We start from the raw sequence: 18,362 nt of genomic DNA, 5'->3' as shown, positions 1-18,362 counted from the left end.
AGCCAATAGTGCCAGAAACGACTTAATCCCCTCCGTCCCCTTTTTGGGTCAGACGTTGGAGATGATCTCGACCCAGTAGCCGTCCGGGTCCTTGATGAAGGCCAGGTTCTTCATGCGGCCGTCGGTCAGGCGCTTCTGGAAGGTCACGCCCAGGTCTTCAAATCGCTGGCAGGCGGTCTCGATGTCCGGCACCGACACGCAGATGTGGCCGAAGCCGCGCGGGTCGCTGTTGCCATCGTGGTAGACCGCGCCGTCCTGGGTCTCGGTGCCGTGGTTGTGGGTCAGTTCCAGCACGCCCGGCAGGCCGGCCATCCACACGCGGCGCTGGCTGTCGTCTTCCGGCACCACCGCGCCGGCCTGCACGTAGGCCAGGAAGTACAGGCTGAACTGGGCTTCCGGGAAGTCGCGCTTGTCGATCAGCTGGTAGCCGAGCACGCGGGTGTAGAAGTCCAGCGAGGCGGTGATGTCCTTCACCCGCAGCATTGTGTGGTTGAACACGAAGCCGCTGGTTTCGGCCGGGGCCTGGGTGGCGACGCCGGGGACATCGCGCAGGGCGGGAATGGTCATGGGGGAGGTCCTTCAGACAGGGCCGTTGCCGGCCGGATGGGCCCATTCTACCGGCCGTCACCTGACGGCACCGCGACGTACAATGGCCGGATCGCACCGTTCCGTTCTGAGCATTGCCCGCCATGTCGCAGCGTGAATGGGTGGCCGCCGCCATCCGCAAGATCGAAGCCGATTTCAACCGTTCCGCCGATACCCACCTGATCCCGCTGGCGCTGCCCGGGTTCGAGGGCATCGATGTGTACCTGAAGGACGAGTCGAGCCATCCCACCGGCAGTCTCAAGCACCGGCTGGCGCGCTCGCTGTTCCTGTATGCGTTGACCAACGGCTGGTTGCGCGAAGGCCGGCCGGTGATCGAGGCCTCCAGCGGCTCGACCGCCGTCTCCGAAGCCTATTTCGCGCGCCTGCTGGGCCTGCCGTTCATTGCGGTGATCCCGGCAACCACCTCGCCGGAAAAGATCGCGGCGATCGAGTTCCACGGGGGCCGCTGCCACCTGGTCGAACGTGCCTGTGACCTCAACGGTGAATCGGAGAAGCTGGCCCGCGAAACCGGCGGCCACTTCATGGACCAGTTCACCTATGCCGAGCGCGCTACCGACTGGCGCGCCAACAACAACATTGCCGAATCCATCTTCAAGCAGATGGCCGAGGAGCCCAGCCCGGTTCCTGAGTGGATCGTGTGCAGCCCCGGTACCGGCGGTACCGCAGCGACGCTGGGCCGCTATGTCAGCTACCGCCGGCATGACACCCGCATCCTGTGCGCGGACCCGGAAGTGTCGGTGTTCTTCGATGGCTACCAGGCTGCCGTGGCCGGCGAGCAGGACTGGCGGGGCCTGACCTGCAGCGGTGGTTCGCGCGTGGAAGGCATCGGCCGGCCGCGGGTGGAGCCGAGCTTCATCCCGACCAGTGTGGATGCAATGGTGAAGGTGCCCGATGCACTGAGCCTGGCCGCGATGCGCCATGTCAGCCGCCAGCTTGGCCGCCGTGTCGGTGGCTCCACCGGCACCAACTTCATCGGAGTGCTGCAGGCGGCGCAGTGGATGCGAGACGCGGGCCACCAGGGCAGCATTGTCAGCATCCTGTGCGACAGCGGCGAGCGTTATGCGCAGAGTTATTACGACCCGGCGTGGTACGTGCGCCAGGGCATCGATGTCGACGGTGCCGATGCGCAGCTGGCAGCGGCGGTGGCCGGGCAGGGGTTGCCCGAACTGCCGTGGTGCAGCCTGGAAGCGCTGTAGCGTCCTCGTAGAGCCGAGCCGTGCTCGACACTCCGGGAAAGAGCCGTCGAGCATGGCTCGACGCTACAGATTCAATACCCCGCCGCAGTGAACGCATCCAGCACCGCATCGCGCAGTGCATCGGGCAATGCCTCGATGTCCATCGCGCGGTCATCCAGATGCAGGCTCGGGTCCAGGCTGCTGGCACGGCCCTGGGCCAGCGCCTGCAGCCACAGCAGCACGCAGATCACGAACTCGCGCTCATGGCCCAGCCGCAGTTGGCTGGCGCCGCGCTCGATCACCTCGAACGGGTACCACTCCTGGGCGTCGTTGAAGGTGCCGCCCTGCTGTAGCACCGCCTGCAGTTGCTGCAGATGGCGCGGGGCGTCATCGCCGGCATCGCACAGCGCGGCGATCCAGGTCAGTTCGGCCGGGCTGGCGGACAACGCCAACGACCGCGCCGGTGGGGCGGATGCAACTGCAGCCAGACCTTCCATGTGGGGCCTCGTTCAGTACCTACCGCTGCGGACTCCCCCGCAGCCAGAGCTTCGATGCGTGACCGTAAGGCCGATGTGAATGCCGCGCCCCCTTGTCAGCCACGCCTGCCAGCGCCATATCTACCAAGCTGCCCGCCCGCCGGGCCCGTTCCCTGGAGATCTGCCGTGACCGTTGCCAACCCCTTGCTCGATTTTTCCGGCCTGCCGCGCTTCGAGGCCATCCGCCCCGAGCACGTGGCACCGGCGTTGGACGTGCTGCTGGCCGAGGCCGAAGCCGCCGTCAGCGCGGCCGAGCAGGTGCAGCCGGTGCGCTGGGAGACCTTCGTGGCCCCGCTGGATGACGCCACCGAGCGCCTGTGGCGCGCCTGGGGCCTGGTCGGCCACCTGCAGGGCGTGGTCAACACCCCGGAACTGCGTGAGGCCTACAACAGCAACCTGCCGCGGGTGACCCGCTTCGCCAGTGCGCTGGGCCAGAACCTGGCGCTGTACCGCCAGTACCAGGCACTGGCCGCCAGCGCGGAGGCCGCGGGCTTCGACGAGGCCCAGCGCAAGGTGCTGGACAACACGCTGCGTGACTTCCGCCTTGGCGGTGCCGAGCTGGCGCCCGAGGCACAGCAGCGCTTCGCGGCGATCAAGGAGGAACTGTCGGCGCTGTCGGCGAAGTTCTCGCAGAACGTGCTCGATGCTACCGATGCGTGGTCGCTGATCATCGAGGACGAAGCGCGACTGAAGGGGCTGCCGAAGGACGTGAAGGCCGCTGCGCACGCTGCGGCGGAAAAGGACGGCAAGACCGGCTGGAAACTGACCCTGCAGATGCCGTGCTACCTGCCGGTGCAGACCTGGGCCGAAGATCGCGACCTGCGCGAGATCCTGTACCGTGCCAGCGCGCAGCGTGCGTCCGAATTCGGCGACGACGCGCTGGACAACAGCGGCAACATCGACCGCATCCTTGCCTTGCGCGCGGAGCTGGCCGCACTGCTCGGCTTCGGTTCGTATGGTGACTATTCGGTGGCCACCAAGATGGCGCAGGACCCGGCCGAGGTGCTCGGTTTCCTGCGCGACCTGGCCACGCGCGCCAAGCCGTTTGCGGCCAAGGACCGCGCTGAGCTGGAGCAGTTTGCACGCGAACAGCTCGGCATCGACAGCCTGCAGGCCTGGGACCTGGCGTTCGCCGCCGACCGTCTGAAGCAGGCGCGCTACAGCTACTCCGAGCAGGAGGTGAAGCAGTACTTCACCGAACCGAAGGTGCTGGGCGGCCTGTTCTCGGTGATCGAGCAGCTGTACGGCCTGCGCGTGCAGGAGGACAGCGCGCCGGTGTGGCACGAAGATGTGCGCTTCTTCCGCCTGGTCGATGCGCAGGGCGCGCTGGTTGGCCAGTTCTACCTGGACTTGTACGCGCGCGAAGGCAAGCGCGGTGGCGCGTGGATGGACGATTGCCGCAACCGTCGCGTGCGTGGGGATGGCAGCGTGCAGACGCCGCTGGTCTACCTGGTGTGCAACTTCGGCCGTGGTGCCAACGGCAAGCCGGCGACCTTCAGCCACAACGAAGTAACCACGTTGTTCCATGAGATGGGCCACGGCCTGCACCAGCTGCTGACCCGCATCGGCGAACTGGGTGTGGCCGGCATCAACGGCGTGGAATGGGACGCGGTGGAGCTGCCCAGCCAGTTCATGGAGAACTTCTGCTGGGAATGGGACCACCTGCAGGGCATGACCGCGCATGTTGAAACGGGTGAGCCACTGCCGCGCGCGCTGTACGAGCGCATGCTGGCCGCGCGCAATTTCCACAGCGGCATGGCCACGGTGCGCCAGCTGGAGTTCGGCCTGTTCGACATGCTGCTGCACAGCCAGTTCGAACCGGCGCAGGACAGCGTGCTGGCACTGCTCGACCGCGTGCGTGCGGAAGTGGCAGTGAACCACCCGCCGGTCTGGAACCGCTTCCCGCACCAGTTCAGCCATATCTTCGCCGGCGGTTACGCCGCGGGTTACTACAGCTACAAGTGGGCCGAGGTGCTCAGCGCCGATGCCTACGCCGCATTCGAGGAAGCGCCGCAGGCACTGGCTGAAACCGGTGCACGCTTCCGCGATGAGATCCTGTCGCGTGGTGGCAGCCGCCCGGCGGCGGAGAACTTCAAGGCCTTCCGCGGCCGCGCGCCGCAGATTGACGCGCTGCTGCGCCACTCGGGCATGGCGTAAGCCGTTGTGGTGGGTGCCAACCTTGGTTGGCACGTTACCGCTATCCACGCATGGCGTGGATCTACCGGAATGTTCGGACATGGCGTAACGCCTTGGTAGGCGCCAACCTTGGTTGGTGAAAAGCCCAGGCCAACCAAGGTTGGCCTCTACCAGGCGTCGCGCCTTGGGGTCATTCAGCGTAGATCATCTTCCGGGTCATGCCGCCGTCGACGATGAAGTCCTGGCCGGTGGTGAAACCGGACAGTGACGATAGCAGGTACACCGCCAGTGCACCGATGTCTTCGGGGTGACCGACCCGGCCGACCGGGTGTTGCGCCTGGTCGATGGCCGAGTACTCCGGCTCAAGGCGCCGTGAGGGTGCCTGCCACGCAGTGGTGCCGATCCAGCCGGGACTGATGCTGTTCACCCGCACCGCCGGGCCGGCGCTGATCGCCAGTGCATGGGTGAAGGCCACCAGCCCACCCTTGGCCGCGGCATAGGCTTCACTGTGTGCTTCGGATTGCCAGGCGCGGGTGGAGGCGATGTTGATGATCGCACCGGAGGCGCTGGTAGTCAGCGCGGGCAACGCGTGCTTGCTGCACAGGAAGGCGCCGTGCAGCGAAGACAGCCGGCGCTGCCACTCGTCCCAGTCCATGTCCTGCAGCAGCGTGCCGTGCGGGCCGGCGATCCCCGCGTTGTTGACCAGCCCGTCGATGCGGCCGAAACGCTGCTGGGCCACGGCGATGAAGTCGCGCACGCTGGCTTCGTCGGTGATGTCCAGGCGCTGGAACGCGGCATCCTCGCCACGCTGCCATTCCGCCAGACACGCCTCGCCGGCCTCCTCATCCAGGTCGCCGATCAGCACGCGTCCGCCGGCACCGAGCACGGCCTGGGCGATGCCGCGACCGATGCCGTTGGCGCCGCCGGTGACCAGCACCGCCTTGCCCGACAGCGGCGCGGCCGGCCATGTGGCAATCGGCGGCACCGTGCTCACGTCAGGTCTTCGCCACGCAGGCGGCGATGCCAGCCGTCCACACCGATGCGGTCCAGCGTCTGGATGTTGCGCTCGACGATCACGTCCGGGTCCGGATAGACATCCACCGCGCGCGCCACGCTGTCTTCGCGCAGCAGGTGCAGGGTGGGGAAGGGCGCGCGGTTGGTGTAGTTGCTGGCGTCGTCCGCGGCCACGCCGTCGAACTGATAGTCCGGGTGGAAGCTGGCCACCTGCAGGATGCCCTGCAGGTCCAGCGCTTCGATCGCGGCGTCGGCGTTATCGAGGAAATCGTTGTAGTCGAGGAAGTCGGTCAGCACCTGTGGGTGCACGATCAGGGTGGTGTCGACCTGCTCGGCGGGTGTGTCACGCAGCAGCACCAGTTCCTCGGCCAGCTGTTCAACCAGGGCTTCCGGCGTGGTCGCATCGCTGAGCACGATGCGGACCTGGTCCTTCACGTACACCGCTTTGGCGAACGGGCACAGGTTCAGGCCGATGACGATGCGCTCCAGCCACAGGCGGGTGGCGGCGATCGGGTCATCGGTGGGCAGGTGGGAATCGGTCATGGCGGGCACGTCGGCTGGCGGTGCCGCCATTGTAGGCAGTGTGCCGGTGCTGCGCTGTCCACTGTGCAGGAACTGGACAGAGGCGAAGCTGGAAATCCCCGAAGATTCAAACTGTTGCGCGCTACCGATGGATGGCCGATTGCCAGCCCGGGGCGACGGGCGTGGAATGGATGCACGACACAGGAGGACACCCATGACTGCATCTTCCCCGTGGCTGCCGGACGCCCTCTGGGCCGGCGCCTTCTTTGATGGCCACTGGCAGGCTGCCCCGCAACGGCACCTGGTGATTGAACCGGCCACTGGCCGGGAGCTGGGCGAGATCGGCCTGGCCGATCCGGCGCAGATCGCGCGTTCGGCGGCTGCCGCGGCACAGGCGCAGCAGGCGTGGGCGGCGGCGCCCTACGAACAGCGTGCCGACGTGCTGCGCAAGGCCGCGCGTCTGGCCGAAGAGAACATCGACACCCTGGTCGAGTGGCTGGTGCGCGAAAGCGGCTCGACCCGCCTCAAGGCCGGCTTCGAGGCCAAGGTGACGATCAAGGCGCTGCATGAAGCCGCCGCACTGCCGTCGCGCAGCGTGGGCGAGATCCTGCCCTCCGAACCGGGCCGGCTGAACCTGGCACGGCGCAGGCCGCTGGGCGTGGTCGGGGTCATCTCGCCGTTCAACTTCCCGCTCTACCTGGCGATGCGCGCGGTGGCCCCGGCGATCGCGCTGGGCAACGCTGTGGTCCTCAAGCCGGACCCGCGTACGGCAGTGTGTGGTGGCGCGGTGATCGCACGCCTGTTCGAGCAGGCGGGCCTTCCGGCAGGCGTGCTGCACATGCTGCCCGGCGATGGCGCGGCCGGGGCTACACTGACCAGTGACCCGCACGTGGCGATGATCCAGTTCACCGGTTCCACCGCCGCCGGGCGCAAGGTCGGCGAAGCGGCGGGCAAGCACCTGAAAAAGGTTTCGCTGGAGCTGGGTGGCAAGAATTCGTTGATCATCCTGGACGATGCGGACCTGGACCTGGCGGTGGCCAACACCGCGTGGGGCGTCTACCTGCACCAGGGCCAGATCTGCATGGCGACCGGGCGCGTGCTGGTGCACCGGAAGATCCACGACACGTTCCTGCAGAAACTGGTGGCCAAGGCCAACGCGCTGAAGGTAGGCGACCCGGCACGTGAGGACGTGGCGATCGGCCCGCTGATCAATGCCGGCCAGCGCGACCATGCCGCACGCGTGGTCGAGCAGGCGGTGCAGGCCGGTGCCACGCTGGAAGCGGGCGGCACGCACCGGGAGCTGTTCTTCGCACCCACCGTGCTCGGCAACGTTGCGGCCGACAATCCGGCCTTCAGCGAGGAGATCTTCGCGCCGGTGGCGGTGGTGGTGCCGTTCGACGATGACGACGAAGCCGTGCGCCTGGCCAACGACAGCGAGTACGGGCTGTCGATGGCGATCGTGTCCAGCAACGTCGGCCGCGCGCTGAAGATCGGCGAGCGCCTGCGTACCGGTCTGCTGCACATCAACGACCAGACCGTGAATGACGAGGTGATCAACCCCTTCGGCGGCGTCGGCGCGTCCGGCAACGGCACCAGCATCGGTGGCCCGGCCAATGGCGAGGAGTTCACCCAGTGGCAGTGGTTGACCGTCAAGGGCGAAGCGCCCGCATACCCGATCTGATCGAAGGAGCCATCACGATGAACGACAACAACGCAACACGTGAGATCACCGCCGCCGTGGTACGCGGCAAGGAGCAGCCCTTCGTCATCGAGCAGGCGACGCTGCGCGGTCCGCAGGACGACGAGGTGCTGGTGAAGGTGGTGGCCACCGGCCTGTGCCATACCGACCTGATCGTGCGCGATCAGTACTATCCGGTGCCGCTGCCGGCGGTGCTGGGCCATGAGGGGGCGGGCATCGTCGAATCGGTTGGCCCGAACGTGCGCGACCTCAAGGCGGGGGATCACGTGGTGCTGACCTACGGCGCCTGTGGTCACTGCAATCCCTGCCGGGGTGGACACGGTGCCTACTGCAGGGATTTCTTCGCCCTGAACTTCGGTGGCGATGATGGCCACGGACGTACCGCGATCACCGATGCGCAGGGCCAGCCGCTGCACGATCATTTCTTCGCCCAGTCCTCGTTTGCCACCTACGCGCTGGCCCGCGAGATCAATGCGATCAAGGTGCCTGATGACGCACCACTGGAACTGCTGGGCCCGCTGGGGTGCGGCATCCAGACCGGTGCCGGTGCGGTGCTCAACTCGCTGCAGGTGCGGTCGGGCAGCAGCTTTGCAAGCTATGGTGCCGGTGCGGTGGGCCTGAGCGCGGTGATGGCGGCCAAGGTGGCCGGGGCCACCACCATCATTGCCATCGACGTGGTGCCTTCGCGCCTGGAGCTTGCTCTGGAGCTGGGGGCCACCCACGTGGTCAACAGCCGGGAGACCGATGTGGTCGAGGCGGTGCGTGCGATCACGGGTGGGGGTGCTGACTTCGCGCTGGAATCGACCGGTCGTCCGGACGTGCTGTCCGCTGGCGTCGAGGCGCTGGGTGGGCTGGGCATGATGGGCGTGGTGGGCGCGCCGAAACTGGGCACGACGGCCAGCTTCGATGTGAACAACCTGCTGCTCGGCGGTCGCAGCATCCGCGGCATCGTCGAGGGCGACAGTGTGCCGCAGGTGTTCATTCCGCAGTTGGTGACCCTGTTCCAGCAGGGACGCTTCCCGTTCGACAAGCTGGTGAAGTTCTATCCGCTGGAACAGATCAACCAGGCCGCAGAAGACAGTACCCGTGGCATTACCCTGAAGCCGGTGCTGCGCATCGCGGCGTAGTTTCCCCTGTTGGTAGTGCCGGCCGCTGGCCGGCATGGGGCAGATCCGTTTCCAGAAGATAACGGCTCTGCCCCTTTGTTTGAACGCGTCTTGAAACGGAAACGCTCCGTTGCCGAGACGTAACATGGCGTTGCCGCTGGCGGGTGTACGCTGCGTCCATGATGGCCACGACAGTCGGGCAGCAACAACTGGTGGCGGCACGTGCCGCTTTCGCCGACGGCGATGCGCGCTCATTGGGCGTGTTGCCGCTGCCGCTGCAGCAGTCATGGCTGCGTTCGCGCGCGGCGGGCCTGCAGCCGGGGCAGGAGCCGGACTATCGGCCGCTGCTGGGCGATGGCCGCCATCTGTCCCATCCCGATGACCGGCGCCTGGCGCGTTGCGTGCAGCCGGAGCTGGAACAGCTCTGGGCGGCCTTCGGTGGGCGTGGCTGGACGATGTTCTGCGCAAACCGCGATGGCATGGTGATCGCGCAGCAGGCCCACGGGCTGGAAGATGCTCCCTTGCTGCGGCCGATCCAGGTCGGGCGACAGCTGGGCGAGACCGAGATCGGCACCACCGCGCCAGCGGTCAGCCTGGCCGACGATGTGCCGGCACTGGTGCGCGGCAACGAACACTACCTGCAGCGGTTCGCGCCGGTGTTCTGCCTGAGCGAGCCACTGCACGATCTCGACGGTCGGGTCTGCGGAGTGATCGACATCACCGGTCTTGGCGAGCGCGATCCCGCCCTGCTGCAGGGCTATTTCCGGCAGGCTGCGCTGGCCAGCGAAAATCGCTTGTTCCACAGCCTTACCGACGTGCACCTGCTGGCCGTGCAACATGATCCGCGCTGGCTGGCGTCACCGCTGCAGGGGCTGCTGGCGGTGCAGGAGGATGGCCAGCTGCGTGCAGCCAACCGCGTTGCACGGCGCCTGCTGGGCCTGCCACGGCGCGGGCCGTTGCCGCTGCTGAGTCTGGAAGCGCTGTTTGCCGGTGCCAGTGCGGCGCAACGGCGTCGGCTGCTGCAGCCGGGCGCAGCGCATCGGGTCCGGCTGGGCGAGGGCAGTGCGGTCTACCTGCAGCGTCTGCAGGGGCCGCGAGGCGCGGCGCACCGGTCTACTGTGCGGAGCACCCCAGCAGATCCAGGCGCGCCGCTGCTGCGTGACCAGCAGCGTGAGGCCGCGCGCCGCGCGGCCCAGGCCGCTGACGGCAACCTCAGCCTGGCCGCACGCCAGTTGGGAATCTCGCGCACCACGCTGTACAAGCTGCTGCGCGATTGACCGTGTAGTCCACCGGGCAGGGCCCGGCGGGGGCATCAGTCGCGGAAGTTGTTGAACTGCAGCGGCAGTTCGAACTTGCCAGCCTTGAGCACGGCGATGGCGTCCTGCAGGTCATCGCGCTTCTTGCCCTGCACGCGCAGCTTGTCGCCGTTGATCTGGCTTTCCACCTTCAGCTTGGCGTCCTTCAGTGCCGCCGCGATCTTCTTGGCGATCTTCTGCTCGATGCCCTGCTTGACGGTGATCTTCTGCCGGGCCTGGGCCAGGTTGGTCTCGATGTCGCCGAACTCCAGGCTGAGCACGTCGATGCCGCGTGCGGCCAGGCGGGCGCGCAGGATGTCGTTCATCTGCTTGAGCTGGAACTCGGTCGGCGCCGTCTGGTTGATCACATCGCCATCGCGCTCGAACTTGGCGTCCACGCCCTTGAAGTCGAAGCGGGTGGCCAGTTCGCGGTTGGCCTGGTCGATGGCGTTGGTCAGCTCGTGGGTGTCGACTTCGGACACGACGTCGAAGGAAGGCATGGGCGATGCTCCGCAGGATTCAGTGGTGGCCATTCTATCGCGAGGGCCCGCATGCCCGCTTTCTGTAGAGTCGAGCCATGCTCGACTGCTCTTCACAAGGCAGTCGAGCATGGCTCGACTCTACAGAAGGGCGGCAGTCGAGCAAGCTCGACTCTACAATCCGGTGCGGTCGGCGATAATGGGCCATGAACGTGCAACGCTCCCCTTCGCGTGCGGTGGCCTGGATGGTCGCTGCGGTCGCCTGTTTCTCGCTGATGGACGCTGGCATGAAGCAGCTGTCGGCCAGCTATCCGACCCTGGAAGTGACCTTCCTGCGCGGCGCGGCCTCGTTGCCGTTCGTGCTGGTCTGGGTGCTGGCCAGCGCCGGCCCGCGCTCGCTGGTGCCGCGTCGCTGGGGGCTGCACCTGCTGCGTGGCGCGCTGGGCATGGCGATGATCGGCTGCTTCGTGTTCGCCCTGCGCGACCTGCCGCTGTCCACCGCCTACACCATCTATTTCGTCGCCCCGCTGCTGATCGCCGCATTGTCGGTGCCGCTGCTGGGCGAGCGGGTCGGGCCACGGCGCTGGGTGGCCATCGGCATCGGCCTGGTCGGCGTGCTGGTGGTGCTGCGGCCGGGTGTGGACGGTTTCATCTCGGTGCCCGGCCTGATGGTGCTGGCCGCCGCCACCGCCTATGCCGTGGCGGCGATCACGGTCAGCCTGCTCACCCGCACCGATACCTCGCAGTCGATGGTGGTCTGGTTCCTTGTGATCATGGCCATCGGCGCCGGCCTGCTGGCCCTTCCCGGCTGGGTGCCGCTGCAGCTGGCGCATGCGCCGCTGATCGCCGGCATGGGCCTGGCCGGCGCGCTCGGCCAGATCGCCCTGACCAAGGCGTTCCAGCTGGGCGAGGCCTCGATGATCGCGCCGCTGGAGTACAGCGGCCTGGTCTGGGTGATCGGCTGGGATCTGGCCTTCTGGGGCCAGCTGCCAGACAGCTATACCTGGGTGGGTGCGGCGATCATCGTCGCCTCGGGGCTGTACCTGCTGCACCGTGAGCGGGTGAACCGGCAGGAGCCGCCGAAGCCGCTGGACCATCCCTGAGTCGGTTTGGCCGGGGAATGGGGTCAGAGCCCCTGCGGGGATCCGACCCCGGGGTCGGATCCCCGCAGGGGCTCTGACCCCAGCCAACGCGTCGGTGCGGGCGCCTTAGAACCAAAAGGAATAACATTCTGGCCCATGGCGCGGGCGCGCGACCGCCTGCGCTGGTAGGCTGCACGCCCCCTTCCGTCACCCAGCCGGTGAGCCACGCCCGTGATCGAGTTCCAGCGCCTGCACAAATCCTATGCCGTTGCCGGCCGCGAAGTCAGCGCGCTGCAGCCGCTGGACCTGACCATCGAGGCCGGTGAGGTATTCGGCATCATCGGCCACTCCGGCGCCGGCAAGTCGACCCTGATCCGCATGATCAACCGTCTGGAAGAACCCAGCGGTGGCCGGCTGCTGATCGGTGGCGAGGATGTCACCGCACTGGACGCGGATGGCCTGCGCGCGTTGCGCCGGCGAATCGGCATGATCTTCCAGCACTTCAACCTGCTGTCGTCGCGCACGGTGGCCGGCAATGTCGCCTTCCCGCTGGAGCTGGCCGGCACGCCGAAGGCGGAGATCGACGCGCGCGTGGCCGAATTGCTGCAGACCGTGGGCCTGGAGGCGCATGCGCAGAAGTACCCCGCACAGCTTTCCGGTGGCCAGAAGCAGCGCGTCGGCATCGCCCGTGCGCTGGCGACACGCCCGCAGATCCTGCTGTGCGACGAGGCCACCAGTGCGCTGGACCCGCAGACCACCGCCTCGGTGTTGTCGCTGCTGTCGAAGATCAATCGCGAGCTCGGCCTGACGATCGTGCTGATCACCCACGAGATGGACGTGATCCGCCGCGTCTGCGACCGCGTCGCCGTCCTCGATGCCGGCCAGATGGTCGAGACCGGGCCGGTCACCCGGGTGTTCCTGCACCCGCAGCACCCGACCACGCGCCGTTTCGTCAGCGAATCGGAGCACGTGGATGAAGGCGCGCTGCACCGTGATTTCGATGCCGTCGGTGGCCGCATCGTGCGCCTGACCTTCCTCGGCGGAGACACCTACGAACCCCTGCTCGGCAGCGTCGCGCGGGAGACCGGTGTCGATTACAACATCCTGTCCGGCCGTATCGACCGGATCAAGGACACCCCGTATGGCCAGCTGGTTGTCGCCCTGGTGGGCGGTGACCAGTCCGCCGCGCAGGCCGCGTTCGTGGCCGCCGGCGTGCACGTTGAGGAACTGCGTCGATGATCATCGCCACTGCCGGCGGTTTCTTCCGCCACCTGGATGCGGGCAAGTGGGCCGACATCGGCCAGGCCACCATCGACACCCTGCTGATGCTGCTCGGTTCGCTGCCGCTGACCCTGGCCATCGGCCTGCCGCTGGGCGTGCTGCTGTACCTGTTCGGCGCACCGCAGATGAAGCGCCGTCCGTTCGCCTATGGCGTGCTGGCGCTGGTGGTGAACCTGCTGCGCTCGGTGCCTTTCATCATCCTGATGATCGTGCTGATTCCGGTCACCCTGTTCCTGATGGGGACGTCGCTGGGCGTGCGTGGTGCGATCGTGCCACTGGTGATCGGCGCAGCGCCGTTCTACGCGCGCCTGGTCGAGACCGCGCTGCGCGAAGTGGACCGTGGCGTGATCGAGGCCACCCAGGCGATGGGCGCCACCACCTGGCAGCTGGTCACCCGCGTGCTGCTGCCGGAAGCGCGTCCTGGCCTGATCGCCGGTGCGACGGTCACCACCGTGGCCCTGATCGGCTTCACCGCGATGGGCGGCGCGATTGGTTCCGGCGGCCTTGGTGACCTGGCGTTCCGCGATGGCTACCAGCGTTCGCACACCGACGTGGCCCTGGTTACCGTGGTCCTGCTGTTGGTCCTGGTGCAGCTGCTGCAGATGCTCGGCGACCGCCTGGTCGCGCATTACAGCCGCAAATGACGAGGCGCCGGGGCGCTGCCCCGGCGTCGCCCGGTGCATCGCGGCAGCCGGCCAGCGGCCGGCTCTACCCCATTGCCTGGAAATGGTAGTGCCGGCCGCTGGCCGGCAATCCCACCTGCAATCAACGCACGTTCGGTACTTCGTAGCCCAGCTTGCCGACCTGCTCCGGGTGCTGCGGCACGCGCTTGAGCTTGTCGGTGTTCACGCCGTACTCGTCGCGCAGTCGCTCTGCGAGCTCCTTGTACAGGGCTTTGTCCATGTCCGGCGTACGAGAGAAGATCCAGGCCATTTCACGGCCGGGATAGCCGATCAGCGCCCACGAATAGTCCGGGGCCACTTCCAGTACCCGCGAATGGGTGGGCACCACGCGGTAGAACCAGGTGCGCCAGCCGTGGTTGCCGCTGTCCGGGTCGACGCTGGCACGCGCGCGGACTTCCTGCAGCGGTTCGCCGAAGCCATCGCGGTAGCGGTAGGTGATGCCGACCTTGTGCGCGTCGCGGAGCTCATACTCGTTGACGCTGGCGACATGCCCGCGTTCGATGAAGTTCGGCACGCGGCCGATCACATACCAGGTGCCCATGAAGCGCTTCAGGTCGATCGGCGCCCCCGGGTCGGCCGCGTCGGGGGCGCTGGCGCGGGGCGACGGCGGCTCACTGGCGGCCACGGCGGGGCCCGCCAGGGACAGGGCCAGCAGCACGGCGCAGAGCGGGCGGATCGAAGTCATGCGGGAGCGGGCTCCAGTGGGCTTGCACGCGCATGGTCGACTGTGTGCACGCGATCCGTCAATGGTGTCGCAACCTGTGAGAAGGGCCTTGCCCATGCTGTGTTGCATTGTCCATCGGAGAAGCCCCATGAACGCACGTTCCGTCCGCCGCCCTGCAGCTGAACGCGTCATTCTCGAGCGTGCCGACCCCCGCCTGCTGCGCAGCGTGCAGCAGCTGGCCCTGGCCGGCGTGGCACTGGTACTGGTCTGGCCGGCCGCGCGCGGCAGCAGTGCCTGGCTGGGTTGGCTGCCGATGTGGCTGGTGGGCATGCCGCTGGTGGCCTGGTGGGCGTTGCTGCGCTTCCCGTTGCCGCGCCTGTCGTGGCTGCGGCTGGCGCGTCGTACCGGTGGACAGGCGCGTCGCCGTAGCGGCGGGGCGGTGCGAGGCCGTCGCGGCTCGACCGCCGCGGCCTGACCTTCGACACGGGGGCGGCCGCGGCGATCCATGCTAGCGTTCCACGGCTTATGACTGCCTGGAGCTGCAATGTCTCGACTTGCTTCCGCCTGCCTGCTGGCCGGCATGATGACCGCTGCCTCGGTGGGGACCGCCGTGGCCGCTGAAGACACCGATCGCTACGCCTGGCTCGAAGACGTCACCGGCGACAAGCCGCTGACCTGGGTCAAGGAACAGAACGCCAAGTCCGAGGCGCGCCTGGCGCAGACCCCGGCCTTCAAGCAGATGGAGACCAGCATCCGCGAGGTGCTCGACTCCGATGCCAAGATCCCCGGCGTGCAGAAGATCGGCGACTACTACTACAACTTCTGGAAGGACCAGCAGCACGAGCGCGGCCTGTGGCGGCGCACCACCTTGGCCGAATACCGCAAGGCCTCGCCGCAGTGGGAGACCGTGCTCGACCTGGATGCGCTGAACAAGGCCGAGGGTGAGAACTGGGTCTGGCACGGTGCCGACTGCCTGCGCCCGGACTACAGCCGCTGCCTGATCGCGCTGTCGCGCGGCGGCGCCGACGCCGACGTCACCCGCGAATTCGACCTGGCCAACAAGACCTGGATCAAGGACGGCTTCTTCCGCCCCGAGTCCAAGGGCGGCCTCAACTGGGTCGACCGCGACACGGTGTTCGTCTACACCGACTTCGGTGCCGGCACGATGACCACGTCGGGCTATCCGCGTGTGGCCAAACTGTGGAAGCGCGGCACGCCGATGGCCTCGGCCACCGTGGTGTATGAAGGCAAGCCGGAAGACATGTACATCGCGGCGATGCACGATGACACCCCGGGCTTCGAGCGCAACCTGGTCAGCCGCACGCTGGCGTTCTACAACAACGAGATCTACCTGCGTGGCGACGACGGCACGCTGACCAAGATCGACGCGCCGAACTCGGCCGAGAAGGGCCTGCACAAGCAGTGGCTGACCCTGGAACTGCGCGATCCGTGGACCGTGGGCGGCAAGACCTACGCGTCCGGTTCGCTGCTGGCGACGAAGCTGGACGACTTCCTGGCCGGCAAGCGCGACTTCGAGGTGCTGTTCACCCCGACCGCGACCACCTCGCTGGCCAGCGCCACCTGGACCAAGAGCCACCTGGTGCTGAACGTGCTGGATGACGTCAAGAACCGCCTGTCGGTGCTGACCCCGGGCGCCAATGGCTGGCAGACCAGCCGCTTCGTCGGCGCGCCGGCCTTCGGCACGCTGGGCGTGGCCGCGGTCGACAGCAACGACAGCGACGCGGTGTGGCTGACCGCCACCGACTACCTCACCCCGACCACCCTGGCCCTGGCCGAGATCGGGCAGGCGCCGGAAACGCTGAAGACCATGCCGGCCTTCTTCGATGCCAAGGGCAAGGTGATCGAGCAGCACTTCGCCACCAGCAAGGACGGCACCCGCGTGCCGTACTTCGTGGTGCATGACAAGGCGATGAAGCTGGACGGCTCCAACCCGACCCTGCTGTACGGCTATGGTGGCTTCGAGATCTCGCTGACCCCGAGCTATTCCGGTGGCATGGGCCGCGCCTGGCTGGAGAAGGGCGGCGTGTACGTGGTTGCCAACATCCGTGGCGGCGGCGAGTACGGCCCGCGTTGGCACCAGGCAGCGCTGAAGCAGAACCGCCACAAGGCCTACGAAGACATGGCCGCCGTGGCGCGGGATCTGGTCAAGCGCAAGATCACCACCGCCAAGCACCTGGGCGTGCAGGGCGGCAGCAACGGTGGCCTGCTGACCGGCAACATGTTGACCCAGTACCCGGAACTGTTCGGTGCAGTGGTCGTGCAGGTGCCTCTGCTGGACATGAAGCGCTACAGCCACCTGCTGGCCGGCGCGTCGTGGATGGCCGAATACGGCAACCCGGACACCAGCGACTGGGAGTTCATCAAGACCTTCTCGCCGTACCACCTGTTCGACGCGAAGAAGAAGTACCCGCCGGTGCTGTTCACCACCTCCACCCGCGATGACCGCGTGCACCCGGGCCATGCCCGCAAGATGGCGGCGAAGATGATCGACGCCGGCAAGGACGTGACCTACTACGAGAACATCGAAGGTGGCCACGGCGGCGCAGCCAACAATGCGCAGGCCGCGCACATGTCGGCGCTGGCCTACAGCTTCCTGTGGGAGCGGTTGGGCGGTAAGTAAGCAGAACGGAAAACGCCGCCCCAGGGCGGCGTTTTTCATTACCGGTAGTGCCGGCCGCTGGCCGGCAACTGCATCATTCACGCATTCCCGGGTTGCCGGCCAGCGGCCGGCACGACCGTCAACGTGATCCTTGCCAACGCTTCAACCCGCGCGCGATCCGCGCCACCGCCTCCTGCAATCGCGGCACTTCCTGGGTGTAGGCCAGGCGCACATGCTGGTTGGCGCGATGGAAGCCGAAATCCAGCCCCGGGGTGAACGCCACGTGCTCGGTTTCCAGGAAATGGGCACAGAAGGCCTGTGCGTCGTCGGTGAACGCGCTGACGTCGGCGTACAGGTAGAACGCACCCTGCGGCTCGACTTCGATACGGAAGCCCAGTTCACGCAGTGCCGGCAGCAGGAAATCACGGCGCTGGCGGAACGCATCACGGCGCTGTTCGAAGATCGCCATCGATTCCTCGCTGAAGCAGGCCAGTGCGGCGTGCTGGGCGATGCTTGAGGCGCTGATGTACAGGTTCTGCGCCAGCTTCTCCAGGTCCGGTACCGCGGCCGGTGGGGCCACCAGCCAGCCCAGCCGCCAGCCGGTCATGCCGAAATACTTGGAGAAGCTGTTCAGCACGAACGCGCTGTCATCCACCTGCAGCACGCTGGGTGCATCCAGGCCGTAGGTCAGGCCGTGGTAGATCTCGTCCACCACCAGGTGGCCGCCGCGCGCGTGCAGGGCCTGCGACAGTGCAGCCAGTTCGTCGGCGGACAGCACGGTGCCGGTCGGATTGGCGGGGGAGGCGACCAGTGCGCCGACGCTGTCGGCATTCCAGTGCTGTTCCACCAGCGACGGTGTGAGCTGGTAGGCGGTGTCCGGGCCGACCGGCACCAGTTGCGCGCCACCTTCAACGAGACGCAGGAAATGGCGGTTGCAGGGGTAGCCGGGGTCGGCCAGCAGCCAGTGGCGGCCCGGATCGACCAGCAGGCTGCTGGCCAGCAGCAGCGCACCGGAGCCGCCGGGAGTGATCAGGATGCGTTCGGGGTCGATGTCCAGCCCGTAGTGGCTGCGATAGAAGCCGCTGATCGCCTGGCGCAGGGCCGGCAGGCCACGTGCGGCGGTGTAGCGGGTATGGCCGGCGGCCAATGCGGCCTGGCCGGCCCGCACGACCGGTTCGGCCGTGGTGAAGTCCGGTTCGCCGATTTCCAGGTGGATCACATCGTGGCCCGCCTGTTCCAGCGCCTGCGCGCGGGCCAGCAGGGACATCACGTGGAACGGAGCGATTTCATGGCTGCGCCGGCTGTAGCCCGGCGTGTGGGGCAGGGTACTCATGGAGCCCATGGTACGCCGCGCGCGGGGAGCATGCGTTCGGGTAGTGCCGGCCGCTGGCCGGCATTCCGACCCATTCCGGAGCTCATGAGGTTGCCGGCCAGCGGCCGGCACTACCGGCAGGGTTGCCGGCA

The 18,362-nt window shown here is 67.4% G+C and carries 17 protein-coding genes; 10 read left to right on the top strand and 7 right to left on the bottom strand.

Annotated features, from left to right (window positions below; genetic code table 11):
• Window positions 1–48 precede the first annotated feature (48 nt).
• Complete coding sequence (gene gloA, locus SriyCCGPB3_RS18550; RefSeq protein WP_350259615.1) at window positions 49–567, bottom strand: lactoylglutathione lyase; 519 nt, start codon at window positions 565–567, stop codon at window positions 49–51.
• A 122-nt stretch (window positions 568–689) separates the two neighbouring features.
• Here gloA and SriyCCGPB3_RS18545 point away from each other — a divergent pair, with 122 nt between their 5' ends.
• Window positions 690–1,802, top strand: a complete 1,113-nt coding sequence (locus SriyCCGPB3_RS18545) for a PLP-dependent cysteine synthase family protein (RefSeq protein ID WP_350259614.1) — start codon at window positions 690–692, stop codon at window positions 1,800–1,802.
• A 71-nt stretch (window positions 1,803–1,873) separates the two neighbouring features.
• Here SriyCCGPB3_RS18545 and SriyCCGPB3_RS18540 read toward each other — a convergent pair whose 3' ends face one another.
• On the bottom strand, window positions 1,874–2,278 hold the full coding sequence (locus SriyCCGPB3_RS18540; protein WP_110713776.1) for a hypothetical protein: 405 nt from the start codon (window positions 2,276–2,278) through the stop codon (window positions 1,874–1,876).
• Between the two features lie 165 nt (window positions 2,279–2,443).
• Here SriyCCGPB3_RS18540 and SriyCCGPB3_RS18535 point away from each other — a divergent pair, with 165 nt between their 5' ends.
• On the top strand, window positions 2,444–4,474 hold the full coding sequence (locus SriyCCGPB3_RS18535) for a M3 family metallopeptidase (protein ID WP_350259613.1): 2,031 nt from the start codon (window positions 2,444–2,446) through the stop codon (window positions 4,472–4,474).
• Between the two features lie 169 nt (window positions 4,475–4,643).
• Here SriyCCGPB3_RS18535 and SriyCCGPB3_RS18530 read toward each other — a convergent pair whose 3' ends face one another.
• Both SriyCCGPB3_RS18530 and SriyCCGPB3_RS18525 read right to left on the bottom strand, forming a co-directional pair.
• Window positions 4,644–5,447 (bottom strand): SDR family oxidoreductase, encoded by an 804-nt coding sequence (locus SriyCCGPB3_RS18530; protein ID WP_180847820.1) that lies wholly within the window; start codon window positions 5,445–5,447, stop codon window positions 4,644–4,646.
• On the bottom strand, window positions 5,444–6,010 hold the full coding sequence (locus SriyCCGPB3_RS18525) for a DUF1415 domain-containing protein (RefSeq protein ID WP_180847819.1): 567 nt from the start codon (window positions 6,008–6,010) through the stop codon (window positions 5,444–5,446). The genes SriyCCGPB3_RS18530 and SriyCCGPB3_RS18525 overlap by 4 nt, the downstream gene beginning before the upstream one ends.
• Window positions 6,011–6,203: 193 nt before the next feature.
• On the opposite strand from SriyCCGPB3_RS18525, the gene SriyCCGPB3_RS18520 reads away from it, so the two are divergent.
• The 3 genes from SriyCCGPB3_RS18520 (at window position 6,204) to SriyCCGPB3_RS18510 (ending at window position 10,071) form a co-directional block, all read left to right on the top strand.
• Entirely contained in the window at window positions 6,204–7,670 is a 1,467-nt protein-coding gene (locus SriyCCGPB3_RS18520; protein WP_350259612.1) for a benzaldehyde dehydrogenase, read from the top strand.
• A 17-nt stretch (window positions 7,671–7,687) separates the two neighbouring features.
• Window positions 7,688–8,815, top strand: a complete 1,128-nt coding sequence (locus SriyCCGPB3_RS18515) for an NAD(P)-dependent alcohol dehydrogenase (RefSeq protein ID WP_153854561.1) — start codon at window positions 7,688–7,690, stop codon at window positions 8,813–8,815.
• Between the two features lie 161 nt (window positions 8,816–8,976).
• Window positions 8,977–10,071 (top strand): helix-turn-helix domain-containing protein, encoded by a 1,095-nt coding sequence (locus SriyCCGPB3_RS18510; protein ID WP_350259611.1) that lies wholly within the window; start codon window positions 8,977–8,979, stop codon window positions 10,069–10,071.
• A gap of 35 nt (window positions 10,072–10,106) precedes the next feature.
• Here the strand turns inward: SriyCCGPB3_RS18510 and SriyCCGPB3_RS18505 are convergent, their stop codons facing one another.
• Entirely contained in the window at window positions 10,107–10,589 is a 483-nt protein-coding gene (locus SriyCCGPB3_RS18505; protein ID WP_006471121.1) for a YajQ family cyclic di-GMP-binding protein, read from the bottom strand.
• Window positions 10,590–10,774: 185 nt separating this feature from the next.
• Between SriyCCGPB3_RS18505 and SriyCCGPB3_RS18500 the strand changes: the two genes are divergently transcribed.
• From SriyCCGPB3_RS18500 to SriyCCGPB3_RS18490, 3 genes are all read left to right on the top strand, one after another.
• Window positions 10,775–11,671 carry a DMT family transporter gene (locus SriyCCGPB3_RS18500; protein ID WP_248858305.1) on the top strand — a complete coding sequence of 299 codons (897 nt, stop codon included), beginning with the start codon at window positions 10,775–10,777 and terminating at the stop codon, window positions 11,669–11,671.
• 210 nt (window positions 11,672–11,881) lie between these two features.
• Window positions 11,882–12,889: a methionine ABC transporter ATP-binding protein gene (locus tag SriyCCGPB3_RS18495; protein ID WP_006471119.1), complete on the top strand. Its 1,008-nt coding sequence runs from the start codon at window positions 11,882–11,884 to the stop codon at window positions 12,887–12,889.
• Entirely contained in the window at window positions 12,886–13,575 is a 690-nt protein-coding gene (locus SriyCCGPB3_RS18490) for a methionine ABC transporter permease (protein WP_014038544.1), read from the top strand. Before SriyCCGPB3_RS18495 ends, SriyCCGPB3_RS18490 begins: the two co-directional genes overlap by 4 nt.
• Window positions 13,576–13,696: 121 nt before the next feature.
• Here the strand turns inward: SriyCCGPB3_RS18490 and SriyCCGPB3_RS18485 are convergent, their stop codons facing one another.
• A complete protein-coding gene (locus SriyCCGPB3_RS18485; protein ID WP_350259610.1) occupies window positions 13,697–14,299 on the bottom strand; it encodes a lipocalin family protein in 603 nt (200 codons plus the stop codon).
• 127 nt (window positions 14,300–14,426) lie between these two features.
• Here SriyCCGPB3_RS18485 and SriyCCGPB3_RS18480 point away from each other — a divergent pair, with 127 nt between their 5' ends.
• The gene (locus SriyCCGPB3_RS18480; RefSeq protein ID WP_350259609.1) at window positions 14,427–14,753 is read left to right on the top strand and encodes a hypothetical protein; all 327 of its coding nucleotides are present in this window, start codon (window positions 14,427–14,429) and stop codon (window positions 14,751–14,753) included.
• A gap of 69 nt (window positions 14,754–14,822) precedes the next feature.
• Window positions 14,823–16,919 (top strand): prolyl oligopeptidase family serine peptidase, encoded by a 2,097-nt coding sequence (locus tag SriyCCGPB3_RS18475; RefSeq protein WP_153854558.1) that lies wholly within the window; start codon window positions 14,823–14,825, stop codon window positions 16,917–16,919.
• 118 nt (window positions 16,920–17,037) lie between these two features.
• On the opposite strand, the gene SriyCCGPB3_RS18470 is transcribed toward SriyCCGPB3_RS18475, so the two are convergent.
• A complete protein-coding gene (locus SriyCCGPB3_RS18470; protein WP_350259608.1) occupies window positions 17,038–18,231 on the bottom strand; it encodes a pyridoxal phosphate-dependent aminotransferase in 1,194 nt (397 codons plus the stop codon).
• Window positions 18,232–18,362 lie beyond the last annotated feature (131 nt).

Origin of the sequence: Stenotrophomonas riyadhensis, assembly GCF_040256885.1 — a bacterium.
GTDB lineage: Bacteria > Pseudomonadota > Gammaproteobacteria > Xanthomonadales > Xanthomonadaceae > Stenotrophomonas > Stenotrophomonas riyadhensis.
The sequence above is the reverse complement of the archived record's forward strand: the minus strand, read 5'-3'. Positions and strand labels throughout refer to the sequence as shown.